The following is a 17,134-nucleotide window of genomic DNA, read 5'->3' on the forward strand; positions in this document are numbered from 1 at the left end:
ACCCGGCGGACGCCCCAGCAGCCTCCTCAGGCTCGATCAGCGGCGATAGCAGACCGTCACGCGGCGATGATGGCGCCATTCGGTGCGGCAATAGCGATTGCCGCGATGATAGCGGCCGCGATCCCAGCCGCGACCACGGTCCCAGCCGCGGCCGCGATCCCAACCGCGATGGCGGCCGCGATCCCAATGGCGGCGGTCACGGTCGCGATGGCGCCAGTCCTGTGCCGCCGGCGCGGCGGCGGCCAGCGCGATCACGCTGGTGGTGGGTACCGGCGCGGCAGCGGCCGGCGTTGCGGCGCTGGCGATGCCGACAGTGGCGAGCGCGGCCGCGGCGATCAGCTTGGCAAGGTTCATTTCGAGTCTCCATTCCTCTCTTCCCGCATGGGCAGAACGATAGAGAAGCGATTGAGTCGCGTTGCTGAACCCGTTCGTATGCTGCGGTTAAGGTTGGCGCTCTCCGCGCTCGGCGCGGCGGGCGGCCTTGCGCTCGGCGCTGGTAGGGACGAGGCGGACCCCGCCGACCAGGATCGCGCTCAGCAAGGCGATGATGCCGCCGCGGATCGCCCAGGTCTGGCTGCCGATCATCGGGCTGGAAGCAGGCAGATGGAGGATGCCGAGGCCCTGGAGCATGAATACCACGCCCGCGAGGATGCCGAGGATGCCGGCGAGGATCAGGATGTTCTGGCGCATTCCACGACTCCGAAGCGAAGGTCGCGGATGGTTAACCGAAAACGCCGCCCCCGCGAAGGCAGGGACGGCGTTTTCGAGCCGATATCGGGAAGGGCGGCTCAGCGCTGGCCGACGGGCACGTAATCGCGCTGCACGGGGCCGGTGTAGAGCTGGCGCGGACGGCCGATCTTCTGCTCGGGATCCGAGATCATCTCGTTCCACTGCGCCACCCAGCCCACGGTGCGGGCCAGCGCGAACAGCGCGGTGAACATGGTGGTCGGGAAGCCGATCGCCGAGAGGATCACGCCCGAATAGAAGTCCACGTTCGGGAACAGCTTCTTCTCGATGAAATAGGGGTCGTTGAGCGCCATTTCCTCGAGCTGCAGCGCCACTTCGAACACCGGGTCGTTGACCTTGAGCGCGTCGAACACCTCGCGCACCGTCTTCTGCATCACGGTCGCGCGGGGATCGTAGTTCTTGTAGACGCGGTGGCCGAAGCCCATCAGGCGGAACGGGTCGTTCTTGTCCTTGGCGCGGGCGATATATTCGGGAATGCGCTCCGGACGGCCGATCTCGCGCAGCATGTTGAGCGCCGCCTCGTTGGCGCCGCCATGCGCCGGGCCCCACAGACAGGCGATGCCCGCCGCGATGCAGGCGAAGGGATTGGCGCCCGACGAACCGGCGAGGCGCACGGTCGAGGTCGAGGCGTTCTGCTCATGGTCGGCATGGAGGATGAAGATGCGGTCCAGCGCCTTCTCGACGACCGGGTTCACTTCATAGGGCTCCGCCGGCACGCCGAAGGTCATGCGCAGGAAATTGCCGGTGTAGCTCAGGTCGTTCTGCGGATAGAGGAACGGCTGGCCGACGCTGTACTTGTAGGCCATCGCCGCGATCGTCGGCATCTTCGCGATCAGCCGGTGCGACGCGATCATCCGCTGCTGCGGATCGGTGATGTCGGTCGAATCGTGATAGAAGGCCGAAAGCGCGCCGACCACGCCGCACATCACCGCCATCGGGTGCGCGTCGCGGCGGAAACCGCGATAGAAGGTCGCCAGCTGCTCGTGCAGCATCGTGTGGCGGGTGATCGTGTGGCTGAACTTGTCGAGCTCGTCCTGCGAGGGCAGCTCGCCGTTCAGCAGGAGGTAGCTGACCTCCATGAAGCTCGAATGCTCGGCGAGCTGGCCGATCGGATAGCCGCGATGGAGCAGCACGCCCTCGTCGCCGTCGATATAGGTCAGGCCCGATTCGCACGACGCGGTCGACGTGAAGCCGGGGTCGTAGGTGAACATGCCGGTCTGGCCATAGAGCTTGCGGATGTCGATGACGTCCGGTCCGACGCTGCCCGACAGGACCGGATACTCGACATCCTTCCCCGGAACCTGCAGCTTCGCGGTATCGCTCATAAACGTCGTCCTATCTTTGGGCCGGGCCTGGAATCAGGCCGGCACGGTCATCTGATCAGCGATGCGGGCCAGGCTCTCCTCGCGCCCCAGCAGAGCCAGGACGTCGAAGATGCCCGGGGACGTCCGGCGCCCGGTGAGCGCCGCGCGCAAAGGCTGCGCGGCCGCACCGAGCTTGACACCCGCATCTTCCGCAACGGTGCGTACCGCCGCTTCGAGCGCTTCCGTATCCCAGCTTTCCACGCCGTCAAGCGCGGCGTGCAGCTGGGCCAGCAGCGCCCGCGCGTCGCCCTCTAGCAGAGCCTGGGCACCGTCGTCCAATTCCAGTGGGCGGGTGCGAAACAGGAAGGCCGCTCCGTCCGCCAATTCGAGGAGATTCGCGGCGCGCGGCTTCAGTGCAGCCATGCTGCGGCGCAGAAGATCCCGCTGCGATTCCGAAAGTTCGAAACCGATTCGCGCGGCTACCAGATCGGCGAGGCGATCATCGTCCGTGGCGCGGATATAGTGGCCGTTGAGATTCTCGAGCTTCTTGAGGTCGAAGCGGGAGGGCGATTTGCCGACGCCGGACAGCTCGAACCATGCGATCGCCTGTTCGCGGCTGATGATCTCGTCGTCGCCATGCCCCCAGCCGAGCCGGAGCAGATAGTTGGACAGCGCCTCGGGCAGGATGCCGAGCTGGTCGCGATATTCGTCGACCGCGACGGCATTCTTGCGCTTCGACATCTTGGTGCCGTCGGGATTGAAGATCAGCGGGATGTGCGCGTACTGGGGCTCTTCCCAGCCTCCCTCGATCGCCTGCATGGCGCGATAGATCGGCAGCTGGCGGAACGCGTTGTTGAGGTGATCGTCGCCGCGGATCACATGCGTCACGCCCATGTCGTGATCGTCGACCACCACTGCGAGCATATAGGTCGGCGTGCCGTCCGAACGGAGCAGGACGAGATCGTCCAGCTCGCTGTTGTTGACGGTGACCGGGCCCTGGACATGATCCTCGATCGTCACCGCGCCTTCTCGCGGCGCCTTCAGGCGGATGACATAGGGCGCGTTGCCGCCCTCGGCGGGGTCGCGGTCGCGCCAGCGGCCGTCATAGCGCAGGGGCTGCTTGTTCGCCTTCTGCTCGGCGCGCATCGCCTCCAGCTCCTCGGCGGTGGCGAAGCACTTATAGGCATGGCCGCCCGCGAGCATTGCGTGCGCCACCTGGGCGTGCCGCTCGGCGCGGGCGAACTGATAGACTTCGTCGCCGTCCCAATCGAGGTTCAGCCAGCGCATCCCGTCGAGGATCGCGGCAATCGCCGGCTCGGTCGAGCGCGCGCGATCGGTATCCTCGATGCGCAGCAGGAACTTGCCGCCATGATGGCGGGCGAACAGCAGGTTGAACAGCGCGGTGCGCGCGCCGCCGATGTGGAGAAAACCCGTAGGCGACGGCGCGAACCGCGTGACGACCCGTTTCGCACCCGTATCAGATGTTGCGCCCAACCGCGCTTGCTCCCAGACTAGATTTCCGATGGCCCATTCAGCCGCCGCAGGCGCCCCTAGCACGGGGTTTTCCCACCTTCAAATGGGGGGTGCGGCACTGTTCCGCCAGACCGGGGAGGCAGTCGAGCGCTGGCTCGAGGCGGAACGGGCGCAGTTGCCGCTCTGGCTGCCCGTGGCGCTGGGCGGCGGGATTACCGCCTGGTTCCTGCTCTCCGACGCGACGCGCTGGATCGCGTTCCTGCTTGCAGCGGGCGCGGTGGCGCTGCTGGGGCTGGTGCTGCCCGGGCGGCTGGGGCGGGTGCTGCTGCTCGGCGGGCTTGCCCTGGTAGCTGGGTGCGCGCTGATCTGGTGGCGGGCGGAACATGTCGCGGCGCCCGTGCTGGCGCGGCCGGCAGTGGTGGAGATGACCGGCCGCGTGGCGGCCATCGAGCCGCTGCCGGCGCGCGCGCTGGTGCGGGTGACGCTGTTGCCGGGCCGGCGCGACCTGCCGCCGCGGGTGCGCGTGAACCTGGCGGCGAAGGACGTGCCCGAAGGCGTGGCGCGCGGCGCGACGGTGCGGCTGCGGGCCCGGCTGATGCCGCCCGCGGGCGCGTCGGTGCCGGGCGGTTACGACTTCGCCCGCGCGGCATGGTTCAACGGCCTGGGGGCGACGGGCAAGGGCTTCGCCCCGGTGGACGTGGTGGCGCCCGCCGAAGCATCGGGCGCGGACCTGCGCGCCGCGCTCTCGGCGCATATCCAGTCGCGTATTCCGGGCAGCGGCGGCGGCATCGCTTCCGCGCTCGCCACGGGGGACGAAGGCGCGATCGCCGAAGCCGATGTCGAGGCGATGCAGCGCTCGGGCCTTGCGCACCTTCTCTCGGTGAGCGGGTTGCACGTGACGGCAGTGACCGCGGCGGCGATGCTGCTGGTGCTCAAGCTGCTCGCCCTGAGCCCGACGCTGGCGGCTGCCGCTGGTCGCGGCCGGGGCGGGGGCGCTGGCCGCGATCGGCTATACTTGGCTCACCGGCGCCGAAGTGCCGACGATCCGCTCCTGCGTCGCCGCGTTGCTCGTGCTGCTGGCGCTCAGCCTGGGACGCGAGGCGATCACGCTGCGGCTCGTCGCGGCGGGCGCGCTGCTCGTGCTGCTGCTCTGGCCCGAGGCGCTGGCGGGGGCCAGCTTCCAGCTGAGCTTTGCGGCGGTGACGGCGATCGTCGCGTTGCACGAGAGCCCGCGCATGCATCGCTGGTTCGGCAAGCGCGAGGAGGGTCGGGGCGCGGCGCTGCTGCGCGGTGCCGGCTCGCTGTTGCTCACCGGGGTGGTGGTCGAACTGGCACTGATGCCGATCGGGCTGTTCCACTTTCACCAGGCCGGCCTCTATGGCGCGCTCGCCAACATCGTCGCCATCCCGCTCACGACCTTCGTGATCATGCCGCTCGAGGCGCTGGCATTGCTGCTCGACCTGATCGGGCTCGGCGATCCCGCCTGGTGGCTCACCGCGCGGACGCTCGACCTGCTGCTCTGGCTGGCCCGGACCGCCGCTTCGGCGCCGGGCGCGGTGGCGGCGCTGCCGGCAATGCCGCACGGCGCCTTCGCGCTGGCGATGGCAGGCAGCCTGTGGCTGGCCCTGTGGCGTACCCGGGTGCGCTGGGTGGGCGCGGCGCCGCTGGCGATCGGGCTGGCCTGGATGCTCGCCACGCCCGCGCCCGATCTGATCGTCACCGGGGACGGGCGGCATCTCGCGATTCGCATGTCCGATGGCAGCATGGCCCTGCTGCGCGACCGGGCGGGGGACTATACCCGGGACATGCTGGCCGAGACGGGCGGCTCCGATGCCGAGCCGGTTGCGCTCGCCGACCAGCCGGGCGCGCGATGCAGCCTGGACCTCTGCATGATCGAGCATCGGGCTGGTGGCCGCGCCTGGCGCGTGGCGGCGACGCGGAGCGGCTATGCGCTGCCCTGGGCCGAGTTCATCGCCCTGTGCCGCAGCGTCGACGTGATGATCAGTGACCGGCGCCTGCCGCCCGGCTGCATGCCGCGCTGGCTCAAGCTCGACCGGCCGGCGCTGGCGAAGACCGGCGGGGTGGCGATCGCCTTTGCCAGCGGGCGGGTGACGATGGTGCGCGGGGCGGGGCGGCACCCCTGGCTAGATCCGTCCAGGGTACAGCCGGCCCGCACTCCCATTGCCGGGGCGCGAAATCCCTAGCTTTCAGCCGGGCCGGGCGCTCAATATTTGCGAAGCAGCCCGGCAAGGCGGCCCTGCACGCGGACCTGGTCGGGACGGTAGCGCTGGGGATTGTAATCGCGATTGGCCGGATCGAGGCGGATCATCGCGCCTTCCTTGCGGAAATATTTCAGCGTCGCTTCATTCTCGTCGATCAGCGCCACCACGATTTCGCCGTCCCGGGCAGTCTCGGTGCGGCGGATCAGGGCATAGTCGCCGTCGAGAATGCCGGCCTCGACCATCGAATCGCCCGCCACTTCGAGCGCATAATGCTCGCCCGCGCCGAGCAGCGCGGCGGGAACGGGCAGCATGGCCGAATCCTGCAGCGCCTCGATCGGCGTGCCGGCGGCGATGCGGCCGTGCAGGGGAATCTCGACCACGTCATTGGCGGGAGCCGGGAGTGTCGACGGCGCGGAAGTTGCGGAAGTCGAGGCCATGGGAGACGCGGTTTTCGTTCCCGAAGCCTTCTTGGTCTCGCCCCGTTCCGGCATGCGCAGCACTTCAAGCGCGCGGGCACGATTGGGCAGGCGGCGAATGAACTCGCGCTCCTCCAGTGCCGAGATCAGCCGATGGACACCCGACTTCGACTTGAGGTCGAGCGCTTCCTTCATTTCCTCGAACGAAGGTGACACGCCAGTCTCGGCAAGCCGATCGGCAATGAAGCAGATGAGCTCGTGCTGCTTGCGCGTGAGCATCCAGTTTCTCCCGGTCTGGAACAGACTGGGAACGTTTTTGCAATGTTCCGCTTGCTTGTCAAGCGATGTCGAGGATTTCCGCCGAGTCGCCGGTTTTCGCCTCAGGAGCGCCCGCCGGGCGGACGATCAGGCAGGTGGCGCGCGCCAGCGTGCGCAGCATCGAGGAATCCTGGATCGTCGCGGCGCGGGCATGGCCGTCGATCAGCTCGGCGCGGAGATAATCGGCGCGGGGGCCGGTGGCGGGCAAGGGCTCGCCCAGGGGAACGGTGCGAGTGCGCGGCAGCGGATCGGCGGCACCGGCGAGACGCGCGACCAGCGGACGGACGAAGAGGGTCGCGGTGACGAAGGCAGAGACGGGATTGCCGGGCAGGCCGAGCACCGCCGCATCGCCCAGCCGACCGGCCATCATCGGCTTGCCGGGCCGCAGCGCGATCTTCCAGAAATCGATCGCTGCGCCGGCGGCCTCCAGCGCGGGGCGGACAAGGTCGTGATCGCCGACCGAGGCGCCGCCGGTGGTGACGAGCAAATCGCAGTCGAGCGCGCGGAACGCCGCTTCGAGCACGTCCTGGCGATCGGGCAGGATGCCGAGGTCGATCAGCTCGACCGGCAGCCCGGCGAGCTGTGCCGCGAGGAGCAGGCGGTTGGTCTCGGGGATCTGGTCGGGGCCAAGCGGCGCGCCGGGGGGAACGAGCTCGTCGCCGGTGGAAAGCAGCGCGACGCGCACCTTGCGGCGGACGGGCAGGGCGGCATGGCCCGCGATCGCGGCGAGCGCGATCCGGGCGGGCGTGATCGCTTCCCCGGCGCGGATGAGCAGGTCGTCCTGGGCGAAATCGAGCCCGCGCGGACGGACGCTGCTGCCCGGATGCGGCGGGCCTTCGCCGGCGAGCGCGAGGCGGCTGCCGTCGCGGGCGGCTTCCTCCTGCACCAGTACGGTATCGGCGCCGGGCGGGAGCGGGGCGCCGGTGAAGATGCGCAGCGCCTGGCCGGGGCCGATCCCGCCGCCGAAGCCATGGCCGGCAGCGCTTTCCCCGATCACCTCCCAGGGGCCGGGCAGGTCGGCGAAGCGGATGGCATAGCCGTCCATCGAGGAGAGATCGGAGGCGGGCTGGGTGCGCAGCGCCGCCACGTCCCGGGCCGCCCATCGCCCTGCCGTCTCGGCGAGCGGGCATGTCTCCTCCGCCACCGGCATGGCGCGCGCGAGCAGGCGGCGCTGGGCTTCGGCGACGGGGAGGAGGGCGGACATGGATCCGGCCTAGGCCAGCGCCGCGCACGGCGCCAGCCTCAGGATCGGCCGGCGATCCGCCCCAGGTCGTGCTGCTTCAGCGGCAGGCGGAATTCGCACAGGAAGCGGTGGCGGTCGTCGGTTTCGATCACCGAAGCCGGGCCGCCGCCGATGTTCGGCAGCGAGATCCACAGCTGGGCGCCGGTGGCGAAGGGCGCGCGCGTCTCGAACTCGACGAGCTGGGGCGTGATCGCGCGCAGCTTGACGTTCCACCAGCGCACGCCCTCGCGCACGCGTGCCGGCGCGTCGAGGCGGATCGCCTGCTTGTCCGGGATCAGCCCGGTCGGCTCGTGCATCATCGCGACCCGCGTGTGATGCGACGGAGTCTGCTGCACCTGGCGCAGCCACGGCATCAGCACCTGCCAGGGCAGGTCCTCGTCAAAGGCGACGCCGGCGAGATTGCCCTGCGACCATTTCACTGCGCCGTCGAGCGGACGCAGGCCGTCGAAGTTGATCTGCACCAGATCGCCCAGCTGGAGCGCGATATCGGTCTCGAAGCCGCAGCCGCCCTGGGAGAGGTTGCGGCTGCGCGTGAATTCGACCTGGTTGCCGCGGCGCACGCAGATCGTCTGGTGCAGCTCGACGCGGGGCACCGAGCGGCGCTCGGCGGGAAGGGCGGCGAGATTGCGGGCGAGCGTGCCGATCACGTCGATCGGCAAGTCGAACAGGAAGCCCGCCGAGCCCTGCTCGGTCCAGGCGATGCGGCCGGGCAGCGACTGGCCGTTGGCGAGTTCGAGCCGGAGCCCTTCTTCCTCCACCACCTCGTCATCGAGCTGGAGCATGGCGCCGACCGCGCTGAGCTTGCGGATCGCGCAGGCCAGGCGGCCGGTCTCGCCGGCCAGGAAGGCCGAATCGAACGCGGCATGCTCGCCGGGTTCGGCAAGAAGCTGCGTGCCCGGAGGCTCGGCCGACAGGCTGAAAATGGTGGAGGACGCAAGTCCTTGTCGCATAAATGATTTTCCCGCCCCGGCCCATGCGGATAGTGGAGCCCAGGATCTGAAGGCGGGGTTAATCCGCAGGGTTGCGGAATTCCTAATGCGCGCGCCGAACCCTCAATCCCGATCCGGCGCCCCCAACGGGAAATAGGCGCGATAGGGCCGTGCTTCCTCGACGCAGCGGGCGACCGAGGGGCGGGCGAGCAGGCGGGCGCGATAGGCGCGCAGATTGGCCAGTGCCTCGGGGATCGGGCGTACCCAATCGGCATAGAAGAGCGAGGGCGCAGCGGCGCAATCGGCAAGGGTGAAGCTGTCTCCCACCGCCCAGGCGCGCCCGGCCAGATGGGCGTCGAGCCAGGCATAGACCTTGTCGAGCCGCGCCATCGCCTCGCCGAGGCCGACGGGATCGCGCCGTTCCTCGGGCAGCAGCGCGTCGAGCACCGGCCTCTGCATCGTGCCCATCACGTAATTGTCGAAGATCCGGTCGAGCATCCGGGCCTGCACGGCGATATCGGCATCGGCGGGGATCATCGGCACCGGGCCGAGGTGATGGACGTGAAGATATTCGATGATCGCAGTCGCCTCGAGCACCGTACGGTCGCCTTCGACCAGGACCGGGAAGAGCTTGAGCGGCCAGCGCGCCTCCAGCTCGGCATTGGCCTCGGCGTCCTCCAGGTTGCGGAAGGTGAAGGCGGTGCCGTTCTCGTAGAGCGGGATCAGCGCCTTCCAGGTGTAGGACGAGAAGGGGTGGCCGAAGAGCTGAAGGGTCATGGCATCCTCTAATAGTTAGGTTATTGGCTAACTATTTCGATTCGACGGCGCTGTCACGCATTTTCTCGCCCTTGCCTCGTCCTCCTTGCCTCGTCCTGACATCGCTTGTCATCCCCGCCAGCGCGGGATGACGGGGTTTGCTGATTGAGACGGGATCCGCTGATCCGAGCGCGACCTCAGGCCGCCCAGTCGCCCGATTTGCCGCCCTTCTTGGAGAGCAGGCGGATCTCGCCGATCACCATCGCCCGGTCGAGCGCCTTGGCCATGTCGTAGAGCGTGAGCAGCGCAGTGGAGACGGCGGTGAGCGCTTCCATCTCGACGCCCGTCTGTCCCTCGGCGGCGGCAGTGGCGGTGACCGTCACGCCCGTCTCGTCGGGCGCTAGGTCGACTGCGACCCGGGTGAGCGGCAGGAGATGGCAGAGCGGGATCAATTCGGCAGTGCGCTTGGCGGCCATGATCCCGGCGATGCGGGCGGTGGCGAGCACGTCGCCCTTCCTAACCGCCCCGGCGCGGATCGCGGCGGCCGCCTCCGCCGACATCGCGATCCGCCCGGTGGCGACTGCCTCGCGCAGGGTGACGGCCTTGCCCGCGACATCCACCATGCGCGCCGCGCCGGTTTCGTCGAGATGGGTGAGGTCCGTCATTTCCCGTTCCCCAAGGGGAAGAGGGAAGTTGCGCGCGCCCCGCTCATCCCACCAGGGCCCGGGTTGCGGCTTCCACATCGTCCTGGCGCATCAGCGACTCGCCGATCAGGAAGCAGCGGATGCCGTGCGCGGCCATCGCGTCCAGGTCGGCGCGGCCGTTCAGCCCGCTCTCGGCGACAAAGGTGCAGTCGGCCGGCGCATGGGCGACGAGTTCGTAGGTTTTCTGGACATCGACTTCGAAGGTCTTGAGATTGCGATTGTTCACGCCGATCAATCGCGAGCGGAGCCGAAGCGCCCGTTCGAGCTCGGCGGCATCGTGCACCTCGACCAGCACGTCCATGCCAAGGCCGAGCGCCGCATCCTCGATCTCGGCCATCTGCGCATCCTCGAGCGCGGCGACGATGATCAGGATCGCATCGGCGCCGATCGCGCGCGATTCGAGCGCCTGCCACGGATCGACCATGAAGTCCTTGCGGATCACCGGCAGGTCGCAGGCGGCGCGCGCGGCGATCAGATACTTCTCATGCCCCTGGAAATATTCGAGATCGGTGAGCACCGAGAGGCAGGCGGCGCCGCCGGCCTGATAGGCGCGGGCATGGGCGGGCGGATCGAAATCCGCGCGGATCAGGCCCTTGGAGGGGCTGGCCTTCTTGATCTCGGCGATCAGGCCATAGCCGCCCGCTGCGGCCCGGGCATCGAGCGCGGCCCGGAAGCCGCGGGGCGGCGTGCGCGTGAGGGCAAGGCCGTGCAGGTCGGCGACGGAGGTGGCGCGGCGGCGCGCGGCGACCTCGTCGTGCTTGGTGGCGATGATCTTGTCGAGGATCGTGGACATCAAAAGGCGATCCAGCAGTCGAGCAGGGCCTTGGCAAGCCCCTTGTCGATCACTTCGGCGGCTTCCTCGACGCCTTCGCGCAAGTCGCTCGCCTGGCCGGCGACCACCAGCGCGGCGGCGGCGTTGAGCAGGACGGCGTCGCGATAGGGGCCGTGCTCGCCCTGGAGCAGGCGGTGCAGGGCGAGGGCATTGTATTCCGGGCCGCCGCCGCGAATGGCCGCCAGGGGGTGGCGGGGCAGGCCGGCATCCTCGGGGACGATCCGCGCCGGCAGGCCCGAACTGCCGATGCTGACCACGACGCTGGCCCGCTCGGTCGAGAGTTCGTCCAGCCCTTCCTCGCCCGAGACGATCGCGGCGGAATCCACGCCGAGCTGCTGGAGCGCCTCGGCATAGATCGGCGCATAGTCCGGGCGGGCGATGCCGATCAGCTGGCGGCGGACATGGGCGGGATTGGCCAGCGGACCCATCAGGTTGAAGATGGTGCGGCGGGCGATGCGGCGGCGCAGCGGCCCGATCCGCGCCAGCGAGGGGTGATGCGCCTGGGCGAACAGGAAGGCGATGCCGAGTTCGTGGAGCGATTCCTCGGCCCGGGCGCCGGCGCGGTCGAGATCGAGGCCAAGCGCCTCCAGCGTGTCGGCGGCGCCCGATTTGGACGAGGCGGCGCGGTTGCCATGCTTGGCGACCGGCACGCCCGCCGCGGCGACGACCAGGCTCACCGCGGTCGAGACGTTGAGCGTGTGGTGCCCGTCGCCGCCGGTGCCGCACACGTCGATCGCGCCTGCGGGGGCGGTGATCGGGATCAGCCGGGCGCGCATGGCCCGCGCCGCCTCGGCGATTTCGATGCTGGTCTCGCCGCGCACCGACAGGTCGATCAGAAAGCGCTCGATCTCGGGCTCGGGCACATTGCCGTCGAGAATGTCGGCAAAGGCCTGGGCGGCGGATTCGCGGGCAAGCGGCGTCGCGGGATCGGGAAGGAGGGCAAATGGCGTCACGCGGGCTCTATCGGCCCTTGGGCGGGGCGAAGTCGAGCAAATCCTGCTGGAGGCGGTGTGAAGTCCGGCTGGAGCGGAAGCGGCTTGACCGGATCGCCGGGGCATCGTCTTGAAGGCGTTCAACCTTGGGACTTCGCGTCGATATGGTCTCCCCTCTGGTGCAGGCGCTGGCCCTGTTGCTGACGATCGCCGCGCCGACGGGGCAGGATCGGAGCGAGCCGGTCCATCAGGCGCAGATGGAAGCGCGGATCCGCGTGGCGCCGCGCCCGGTTGCCGGCAGCGACGGTGCGCGTCACCTCGCCTATGAGCTACAGGTCACCAGCCATTATTCGGGCGACGCGCCGCTCCGGCTGACTCGCCTGGCGATCTTCGCGGGCGATGCGCGGACACCGCTGAAGACGCTGGAAGGCGCGGCGCTATGGGCGCTGCTCGGCCCGCAGGCGGCGGACGAGGCGCGGCAGGACGGCATCCCGATCGCCGACGGCGCGAGCCGGACGTTCTTCCTCTGGCTCGCCTTGCCGCCCGGCATGCGGCCCGCGTCGCTGCGGCATCAGCTGACCTTCCGTGCCGACAAGGGCGCGGTCCAGCGCGCCGACGACGTGCGGACGCCCGTGGTCGCGGCGGCGCCGGTGCGGATCGGGCCGCCCCTGCGCGGCGGGCGCTGGCTGGCGGTCGAGGGGCCGGGCAATCATCTGTCGCATCATTGGGGCAGCATGGTCGCGATCGACGGCACGCTGAGCATCCCGCAGCGCTATGCGATCGACTGGTTCGGGCTGGACGCTGGCAGCCATTCGATTCGCGGTGTGCATGCCTCGCCGGCGGCCACCGTGGATGCGGACTGGATCGGCTATGGCCGGGACGTGTTCGCAGTGGGCGACGGCGTGGTGGTCGATGCGCGCGACGGCGTTCCGAACGGCAAGCCGCTGGCGCCGCAGCAAGTGCCGGACGACCTCACCGCGCGGAGCCTGTACGGCAATTTCGTCGTCCTGCGGATCGCGCCGGGCGTCTATGCGCACTACGCCCATCTGCAGGCCGGCAGCGTGCAGGTGCGGCCCGGCCAGCGCGTGCGCCGCGGCACGGCGATCGGCCGTCTCGGCCAGACCGGGAGCGCGGGCGCTCCGCATCTCCATTTCCACATCAGCGACCGGCCGGGCTTCGAGCGATCGGAGGGGCTTCCCTTCGTCATCGATCGGTTCACGCTGCTCGGCGGGGCGACGATCGAGGATAGTTTCGACCCGGCGGTGCCGGTTCCCGTGCGGGCGCCCGGCGCGCGCGTCCACCGCGACGAACTGCCGCTCGACGGCAGCATCGTGGCCTTTCCCTAGCCCGCCTCGATCGGGCGGCGGCCCTCGGGGCCGATCGCGAGGTCGCGTGCAATGGCCTCCGGATCGATCAGCTCGCGTTGTCGGAGGGCGCGTCGCCGTCGCCATCCAGGGCGCATCCGCCATGGTGGCGGCCATGGCGCGGCGGCATCTCGTCGGGAGTGAGCTTGCCGTCCTTGTTGACGTCGAGCTTGTCGAAGCGGGCAGTGGCCGCCGCGATCCATTCGGCGCGGGTGATCGTGCCGTCGCCATCGGCATCGGCGCGGGCGAACTGGCCCCCGGCCCCGTTTCGGGCGTGACCCATGCTGGCGGAGGCGATGCCGCCCGCCGCCACGGTGACCAACACGCCAGCGAGCGTCGCGCTGACCAGCTGCAGCTTGTGGTCCATTGCGTTCTCCTTCCCGCCCGGAATCGGGCCAGGCTGGAGAAAATCGCGGGCGAACGTCGCGCGACTATGTCGGCGGACGGCCGAATTTGTCGCAAATTATCCTAGCGTCAGGCGAGCGCGCCCGCCTCGATCCCGGCGATCCGGAGGAAGTTCGCCAGCATCGCATGGCCATGTTCGGTGGCGATGCTCTCCGGATGGAACTGTACCCCGTGGATCGGCAGCGTCCTGTGCCGGAAGCCCATCACATGCGCGTCGTCCGCAGTGGCGTTGACCACCAGATCCTCGGGAATGTCGGTGACGATCAGCGAATGGTAGCGCGTCGCGGTGAAGGGCGAGGGCAAGCCTTCGAACAGGCCGGTGCCGTCATGGCTCACCGGGCTCGTCTTGCCGTGCATCAGCCCGCCGCGGACCACCGATCCGCCGAAATGCTGGCCGATCGCCTGATGGCCGAGGCAGACGCCGAGCAGCGGCTTGCCAAGGTCGGCGCAGGCGGCGACGAGATCGAGGCTGATCCCCGCTTCGTTGGGCGTGCAGGGGCCGGGCGAGATCAGGAACGCCTGGGCATTGCTGGCGACGGCGTCCCGCGCGGTGAGCGCGTCGTTGCGCACCACCTGCACGTCGGTGCCCAGCTCCATCAGATAATGGACCAGGTTCCAGGTGAAGCTGTCGTAATTGTCGATGACGAGGATCATGGTGGAACGCGCTACCGCGTCTGGAACGCTACGACAATCGGCCCGATCGGTGCGCCGCCGTCCAGCCGGTCGGACACCGGGTCCCACAGGCGGGAGACGGCACCATCGAGATAGAGTGCATCGGGCGCGGCGAGCCGGTCGCGGAACAGCCGGGCGAAGCGGCCGAACGACACCGGTTCGTTGCTGATCGCGAACCAGGCGCTGCCGTTCAGCCCGACCCCGACTGCGTTGCGCACCTGGAGCGAAGTGCCGTTCTCGGCCAGCTTGGGATGGAGCTGGCCGTCGATCAGCAGCATCGGCCCCGACTGGGTGGCGAAACGGACGTGATCGGGTTTGTTCTTCGCGAAATCGTCGGTGGTGGCGACGTGCCAGCCCTTCGCATCGCCCCAGAACACGCCGTTCGGCTGCATGTGGAAATTTCCGGGGCCGGGGCGCCGGTTGAGCGGCTTCTGCTCGGCGCCGTCCTCGACATAATAGCCGATCGGCAGGCCGGACGCATCGAACATGCCGGCGTTCATCGCGAAGGCGATGCGCGGGTAGCGCGGGCCCAGCCGCGGCTCGAGCCCGGTGAAGTCGCGCATCGGGCGGCCGTCCTTGCCCTTGTCGACCAGCATCAGCTCGTGCTTCTGCGGATCGGCGCGGCACACGGTGAAGCGGCTGCCTTCGAAGCGGATGTCGCGGCACGCCGCGTCGATGCTGCCGTTGGAGGCGCAGGCGGCAAGCAGCAGGAAGGCGCCGGCGGGGGCGATCGGCCGGATCATCCGTGCCACTTAGGGGCAAAAGACGCGGAGGCAAGACGCCGCGTGCCTTGGGCTTGCCATAGTGAGACGGCACGCCGGGCGGCGAGGGGCGTTGTTGCGCCGGAAGGAGTGCTCATGATCGTTCGTTTGCTCGTTGCCGCCGCGTTGCTCGCGGGGCCCGCCATGGCGCAGGACGGCAAGCAGTCGCAGAATACCGATAGCAGCGGCCCGCCCAAGCGGGTGCGCAGTATCCTGCTCTACGGACAGGAGGAATGCCCCAAGCCGCAGAGCGAGGAAGAGATCGTGGTGTGCGCCAATGCCGGCGAATCGCCCTATCGCATTCCCAAGCGCTTCCGGAACCAGCCCAAGGACGATGCGGCGTCCCAGGCCTGGACCAACCGAGTGGAGACGGTGGAGGAAGTCAATCGCGCCGGGCTGCCCAACAGCTGCTCGCCGGTGGGCATGGGCGGCCAGACCGGCTGCACCCGCCAGATGATCCGCCAATGGTATCAGGAGCGGCTCGACCAGAAGGCCAAGGCCGCGCAGGTGCCGTGATCTTCGTCTCTCCCTCTCCCTCGGGGGAGAGGGAGTCGGCTATTGCCCGAACCCGGCCTCGCCGGCCTGCCTGACTGCCTCGCGCGCCGCCGCGAACAGGGCGCCCGCCTTGGCCTCGCACTCGCGCTGCTCATATGCCGGATCGCTGTCCGCGACGATGCCGGCGCCGGCCTGGACGTGCATCGTCCCGTCCTTCACCAGCGCAGTCCGGAGCACGATGCAGCTGTCCATCGAGCCGTCGGGCGAGAAATAGCCGACGCCGCCGGCATAGGGGCCGCGCGTCTCGGGCTCCAGCTCGGCGATGATCTCGCAGGCGCGCACCTTGGGCGCGCCGCTCACCGTGCCCGCGGGGAAGCCCGCGAACAGCGCGTCGAGCGCGTCCTTGCCCGGTGCCAGCCGGCCGACCACGTTCGAGACGATGTGCATCACATGGCTGTAGAATTCGACCGTATAGCTGTCGGTCACCCGCACGCTGCCTGCCTCCGCCACGCGGCCGACATCGTTGCGGCCCAGGTCGAGCAGCATCAGATGCTCGGCGCGCTCCTTGGGGTCGGCGAGCAGGCTGGCGCGGTTCTCCTCGTCCTCGGCCGCGGTCTTGCCGCGCGGGCGCGTGCCGGCGATCGGGCGGATGGTCACTTCGCCGTCGCGCACCCGCACCAATATCTCCGGGCTCGATCCGGTAAGTGCGAAGCCCGGCAGGTCGAGATGGTAGAGGAAGGGCGAGGGGTTGATCCGGCGCAGCGCGCGATAGAGCTCGAAGGGCGGCAGCGCGAAGGGCGTGGTGAAGCGCTGGGCGAGCACCACCTGGAAGATGTCGCCCGCCGAAATATACTCCTTCGCCGCGGCGACCATCTCGCCATAGCGGCCCGGGCGCAGCACGGGGGTGAGGCGCACCTCCTCGGGCTCGGCGCGGACCGGGGCCGGGAGCGTCGCCCCGGCGAGTTGCGCCGCCACCGCATCGATCCGCTCGGCGGCCAGGTCCACATTCCCGTCCGGCCAGACCGGGGCCACCAGGAACAGCGCATCGGCAAGCCGGTCGAACACCAGCACCACCGTGGGGCGCACGAACATCATGTCGGGCACGCCGATCGGGTTCTCGGGCGGGCGCGGCAGCTTCTCGACCAGGCCCACCGTCTCGTAGCTGAAATAGCCGACCAAGCAGGCGAGCGCGCGCGGCAGTTCGGGCGGCACGTCGGTGCGGCAGCGGGCGGCGAGGGCGCGCAAGGCGTCCAGCGCGGGCTCGGCGCACGGCCGGAAGGCATGCCGGTCGGTCAGCCATTCGGCATTGATCGCCGCTTCGTTGCCGGTTGCGCGGAAGACGAGGTCGGGCGCCAGGCCGATCAGGCTGTGGCGCCCGCGCACCGATCCGCCCTCGACCGATTCGAGCAGGAAATCGCCCCGGCCGGGCTCGATCAGCTTGAGCGCGGCGGCGACCGGGGTCTCCGTGTCCGCGATCTGGCGCCGCCAGAGCAGCGCCGGCCGCCCGGCGGCAAGTGCCGCGCGGGCGGCTTCGATCCCCTCGACGCCGTGCGGCACGTCC

Annotated in this window: 18 protein-coding genes and 1 pseudogene; 4 read left to right on the top strand and 15 right to left on the bottom strand. The window is 69.5% G+C overall.

Annotated features, from left to right (window positions below; all coding sequences use genetic code 11):
* Positions 1 to 36: 36 nt before the first annotated feature.
* From FHR20_RS05250 to gltX, 4 genes are all read right to left on the bottom strand, one after another.
* Entirely contained in the window at positions 37 to 354 is a 318-nt protein-coding gene (locus FHR20_RS05250) for a hypothetical protein (RefSeq protein WP_167298525.1), read from the bottom strand.
* Between the two features lie 87 nt (positions 355 to 441).
* Positions 442 to 690, bottom strand: a complete 249-nt coding sequence (locus FHR20_RS05255) for a hypothetical protein (protein ID WP_167298526.1) — start codon at positions 688 to 690, stop codon at positions 442 to 444.
* Between the two features lie 98 nt (positions 691 to 788).
* The gene (locus FHR20_RS05260; protein WP_167298527.1) at positions 789 to 2,072 is read right to left on the bottom strand and encodes a citrate synthase; all 1,284 of its coding nucleotides are present in this window, start codon (positions 2,070 to 2,072) and stop codon (positions 789 to 791) included.
* A 33-nt stretch (positions 2,073 to 2,105) separates the two neighbouring features.
* Positions 2,106 to 3,545 carry a glutamate--tRNA ligase gene (gene gltX, locus FHR20_RS05265; RefSeq protein WP_167298528.1) on the bottom strand — a complete coding sequence of 480 codons (1,440 nt, stop codon included), beginning with the start codon at positions 3,543 to 3,545 and terminating at the stop codon, positions 2,106 to 2,108.
* 82 nt (positions 3,546 to 3,627) lie between these two features.
* Here gltX and FHR20_RS23200 point away from each other — a divergent pair.
* Positions 3,628 to 4,404, top strand: a pseudogene (locus tag FHR20_RS23200) (DUF4131 domain-containing protein); the annotation flags it as partial.
* A gap of 124 nt (positions 4,405 to 4,528) precedes the next feature.
* Positions 4,529 to 5,728, top strand: coding sequence for a ComEC/Rec2 family competence protein (locus FHR20_RS23205; RefSeq protein ID WP_425057376.1), 1,200 nt, complete (start codon positions 4,529 to 4,531; stop codon positions 5,726 to 5,728).
* Between the two features lie 20 nt (positions 5,729 to 5,748).
* On the opposite strand, the gene lexA is transcribed toward FHR20_RS23205, so the two are convergent.
* The 7 genes from lexA to trpD all read right to left on the bottom strand — a co-directional run bounded on the left by lexA (position 5,749) and on the right by trpD (position 11,897).
* On the bottom strand, positions 5,749 to 6,441 hold the full coding sequence (lexA, locus tag FHR20_RS05275) for a transcriptional repressor LexA (RefSeq protein WP_167298529.1): 693 nt from the start codon (positions 6,439 to 6,441) through the stop codon (positions 5,749 to 5,751).
* 58 nt (positions 6,442 to 6,499) lie between these two features.
* A complete protein-coding gene (locus tag FHR20_RS05280; protein WP_167298530.1) occupies positions 6,500 to 7,684 on the bottom strand; it encodes a molybdopterin molybdotransferase MoeA in 1,185 nt (394 codons plus the stop codon).
* Between the two features lie 38 nt (positions 7,685 to 7,722).
* Positions 7,723 to 8,673 (bottom strand): PilZ domain-containing protein, encoded by a 951-nt coding sequence (locus tag FHR20_RS05285; protein WP_167298531.1) that lies wholly within the window; start codon positions 8,671 to 8,673, stop codon positions 7,723 to 7,725.
* A gap of 102 nt (positions 8,674 to 8,775) precedes the next feature.
* On the bottom strand, positions 8,776 to 9,429 hold the full coding sequence (locus FHR20_RS05290) for a glutathione S-transferase family protein (RefSeq protein WP_167298532.1): 654 nt from the start codon (positions 9,427 to 9,429) through the stop codon (positions 8,776 to 8,778).
* 176 nt (positions 9,430 to 9,605) lie between these two features.
* Positions 9,606 to 10,073 (bottom strand): cyclic pyranopterin monophosphate synthase MoaC, encoded by a 468-nt coding sequence (gene moaC / locus FHR20_RS05295; protein WP_167298533.1) that lies wholly within the window; start codon positions 10,071 to 10,073, stop codon positions 9,606 to 9,608.
* A gap of 43 nt (positions 10,074 to 10,116) precedes the next feature.
* Complete coding sequence (trpC, locus tag FHR20_RS05300; protein WP_167298534.1) at positions 10,117 to 10,905, bottom strand: indole-3-glycerol phosphate synthase TrpC; 789 nt, start codon at positions 10,903 to 10,905, stop codon at positions 10,117 to 10,119.
* Positions 10,905 to 11,897 carry an anthranilate phosphoribosyltransferase gene (trpD, locus tag FHR20_RS05305; protein WP_167298535.1) on the bottom strand — a complete coding sequence of 331 codons (993 nt, stop codon included), beginning with the start codon at positions 11,895 to 11,897 and terminating at the stop codon, positions 10,905 to 10,907. The genes trpC and trpD overlap by 1 nt, the downstream gene beginning before the upstream one ends.
* A gap of 125 nt (positions 11,898 to 12,022) precedes the next feature.
* Between trpD and FHR20_RS05310 the strand changes: the two genes are divergently transcribed.
* Complete coding sequence (locus FHR20_RS05310) at positions 12,023 to 13,222, top strand: M23 family metallopeptidase (protein WP_167298536.1); 1,200 nt, start codon at positions 12,023 to 12,025, stop codon at positions 13,220 to 13,222.
* A 67-nt stretch (positions 13,223 to 13,289) separates the two neighbouring features.
* Here the strand turns inward: FHR20_RS05310 and FHR20_RS05315 are convergent, their stop codons facing one another.
* From FHR20_RS05315 to FHR20_RS05325, 3 genes are all read right to left on the bottom strand, one after another.
* Complete coding sequence (locus tag FHR20_RS05315; RefSeq protein WP_167298537.1) at positions 13,290 to 13,607, bottom strand: hypothetical protein; 318 nt, start codon at positions 13,605 to 13,607, stop codon at positions 13,290 to 13,292.
* Positions 13,608 to 13,714: 107 nt separating this feature from the next.
* Positions 13,715 to 14,299, bottom strand: coding sequence for an anthranilate synthase component II (locus FHR20_RS05320; protein ID WP_167298538.1), 585 nt, complete (start codon positions 14,297 to 14,299; stop codon positions 13,715 to 13,717).
* A gap of 11 nt (positions 14,300 to 14,310) precedes the next feature.
* Entirely contained in the window at positions 14,311 to 15,060 is a 750-nt protein-coding gene (locus tag FHR20_RS05325) for a phosphodiester glycosidase family protein (protein WP_167298539.1), read from the bottom strand.
* Between the two features lie 114 nt (positions 15,061 to 15,174).
* Here FHR20_RS05325 and FHR20_RS05330 point away from each other — a divergent pair, with 114 nt between their 5' ends.
* Positions 15,175 to 15,594: a hypothetical protein gene (locus tag FHR20_RS05330; RefSeq protein ID WP_167298540.1), complete on the top strand. Its 420-nt coding sequence runs from the start codon at positions 15,175 to 15,177 to the stop codon at positions 15,592 to 15,594.
* Positions 15,595 to 15,633: 39 nt separating this feature from the next.
* On the opposite strand, the gene trpE is transcribed toward FHR20_RS05330, so the two are convergent.
* Positions 15,634 to 17,130 (bottom strand): anthranilate synthase component I, encoded by a 1,497-nt coding sequence (trpE, locus tag FHR20_RS05335; protein WP_167298541.1) that lies wholly within the window; start codon positions 17,128 to 17,130, stop codon positions 15,634 to 15,636.
* Positions 17,131 to 17,134: the final 4 nt, after the last annotated feature.

This window comes from Sphingomonas leidyi, from assembly GCF_011761945.1.
GTDB lineage: Bacteria > Pseudomonadota > Alphaproteobacteria > Sphingomonadales > Sphingomonadaceae > Sphingomonas > Sphingomonas leidyi.

What these genes read in the sequence shown, in the direction of transcription:
- FHR20_RS05250 (WP_167298525.1), bottom strand. Translation starts at nt 354, where the DNA reads ATGAACCTTGCCAAGCTGATCGCCGCGGCCGCGCTCGCCACTGTCGGC.
- FHR20_RS05255 (WP_167298526.1), bottom strand. Translation starts at nt 690, where the DNA reads ATGCGCCAGAACATCCTGATCCTCGCCGGCATCCTCGGCATCCTCGCG.
- FHR20_RS05260 (WP_167298527.1), bottom strand. Translation starts at nt 2,072, where the DNA reads ATGAGCGATACCGCGAAGCTGCAGGTTCCGGGGAAGGATGTCGAGTAT.
- lexA (WP_167298529.1), bottom strand. Translation starts at nt 6,441, where the DNA reads ATGCTCACGCGCAAGCAGCACGAGCTCATCTGCTTCATTGCCGATCGG.
- FHR20_RS05280 (WP_167298530.1), bottom strand. Translation starts at nt 7,684, where the DNA reads ATGTCCGCCCTCCTCCCCGTCGCCGAAGCCCAGCGCCGCCTGCTCGCG.
- FHR20_RS05285 (WP_167298531.1), bottom strand. Translation starts at nt 8,673, where the DNA reads ATGCGACAAGGACTTGCGTCCTCCACCATTTTCAGCCTGTCGGCCGAG.
- FHR20_RS05290 (WP_167298532.1), bottom strand. Translation starts at nt 9,429, where the DNA reads ATGACCCTTCAGCTCTTCGGCCACCCCTTCTCGTCCTACACCTGGAAG.
- moaC (WP_167298533.1), bottom strand. Translation starts at nt 10,073, where the DNA reads ATGACGGACCTCACCCATCTCGACGAAACCGGCGCGGCGCGCATGGTG.
- trpC (WP_167298534.1), bottom strand. Translation starts at nt 10,905, where the DNA reads ATGTCCACGATCCTCGACAAGATCATCGCCACCAAGCACGACGAGGTC.
- FHR20_RS05315 (WP_167298537.1), bottom strand. Translation starts at nt 13,607, where the DNA reads ATGGACCACAAGCTGCAGCTGGTCAGCGCGACGCTCGCTGGCGTGTTG.
- FHR20_RS05320 (WP_167298538.1), bottom strand. Translation starts at nt 14,299, where the DNA reads ATGATCCTCGTCATCGACAATTACGACAGCTTCACCTGGAACCTGGTC.
- FHR20_RS05325 (WP_167298539.1), bottom strand. Translation starts at nt 15,060, where the DNA reads ATGATCCGGCCGATCGCCCCCGCCGGCGCCTTCCTGCTGCTTGCCGCC.
- FHR20_RS05330 (WP_167298540.1), top strand. Translation starts at nt 15,175, where the DNA reads ATGATCGTTCGTTTGCTCGTTGCCGCCGCGTTGCTCGCGGGGCCCGCC.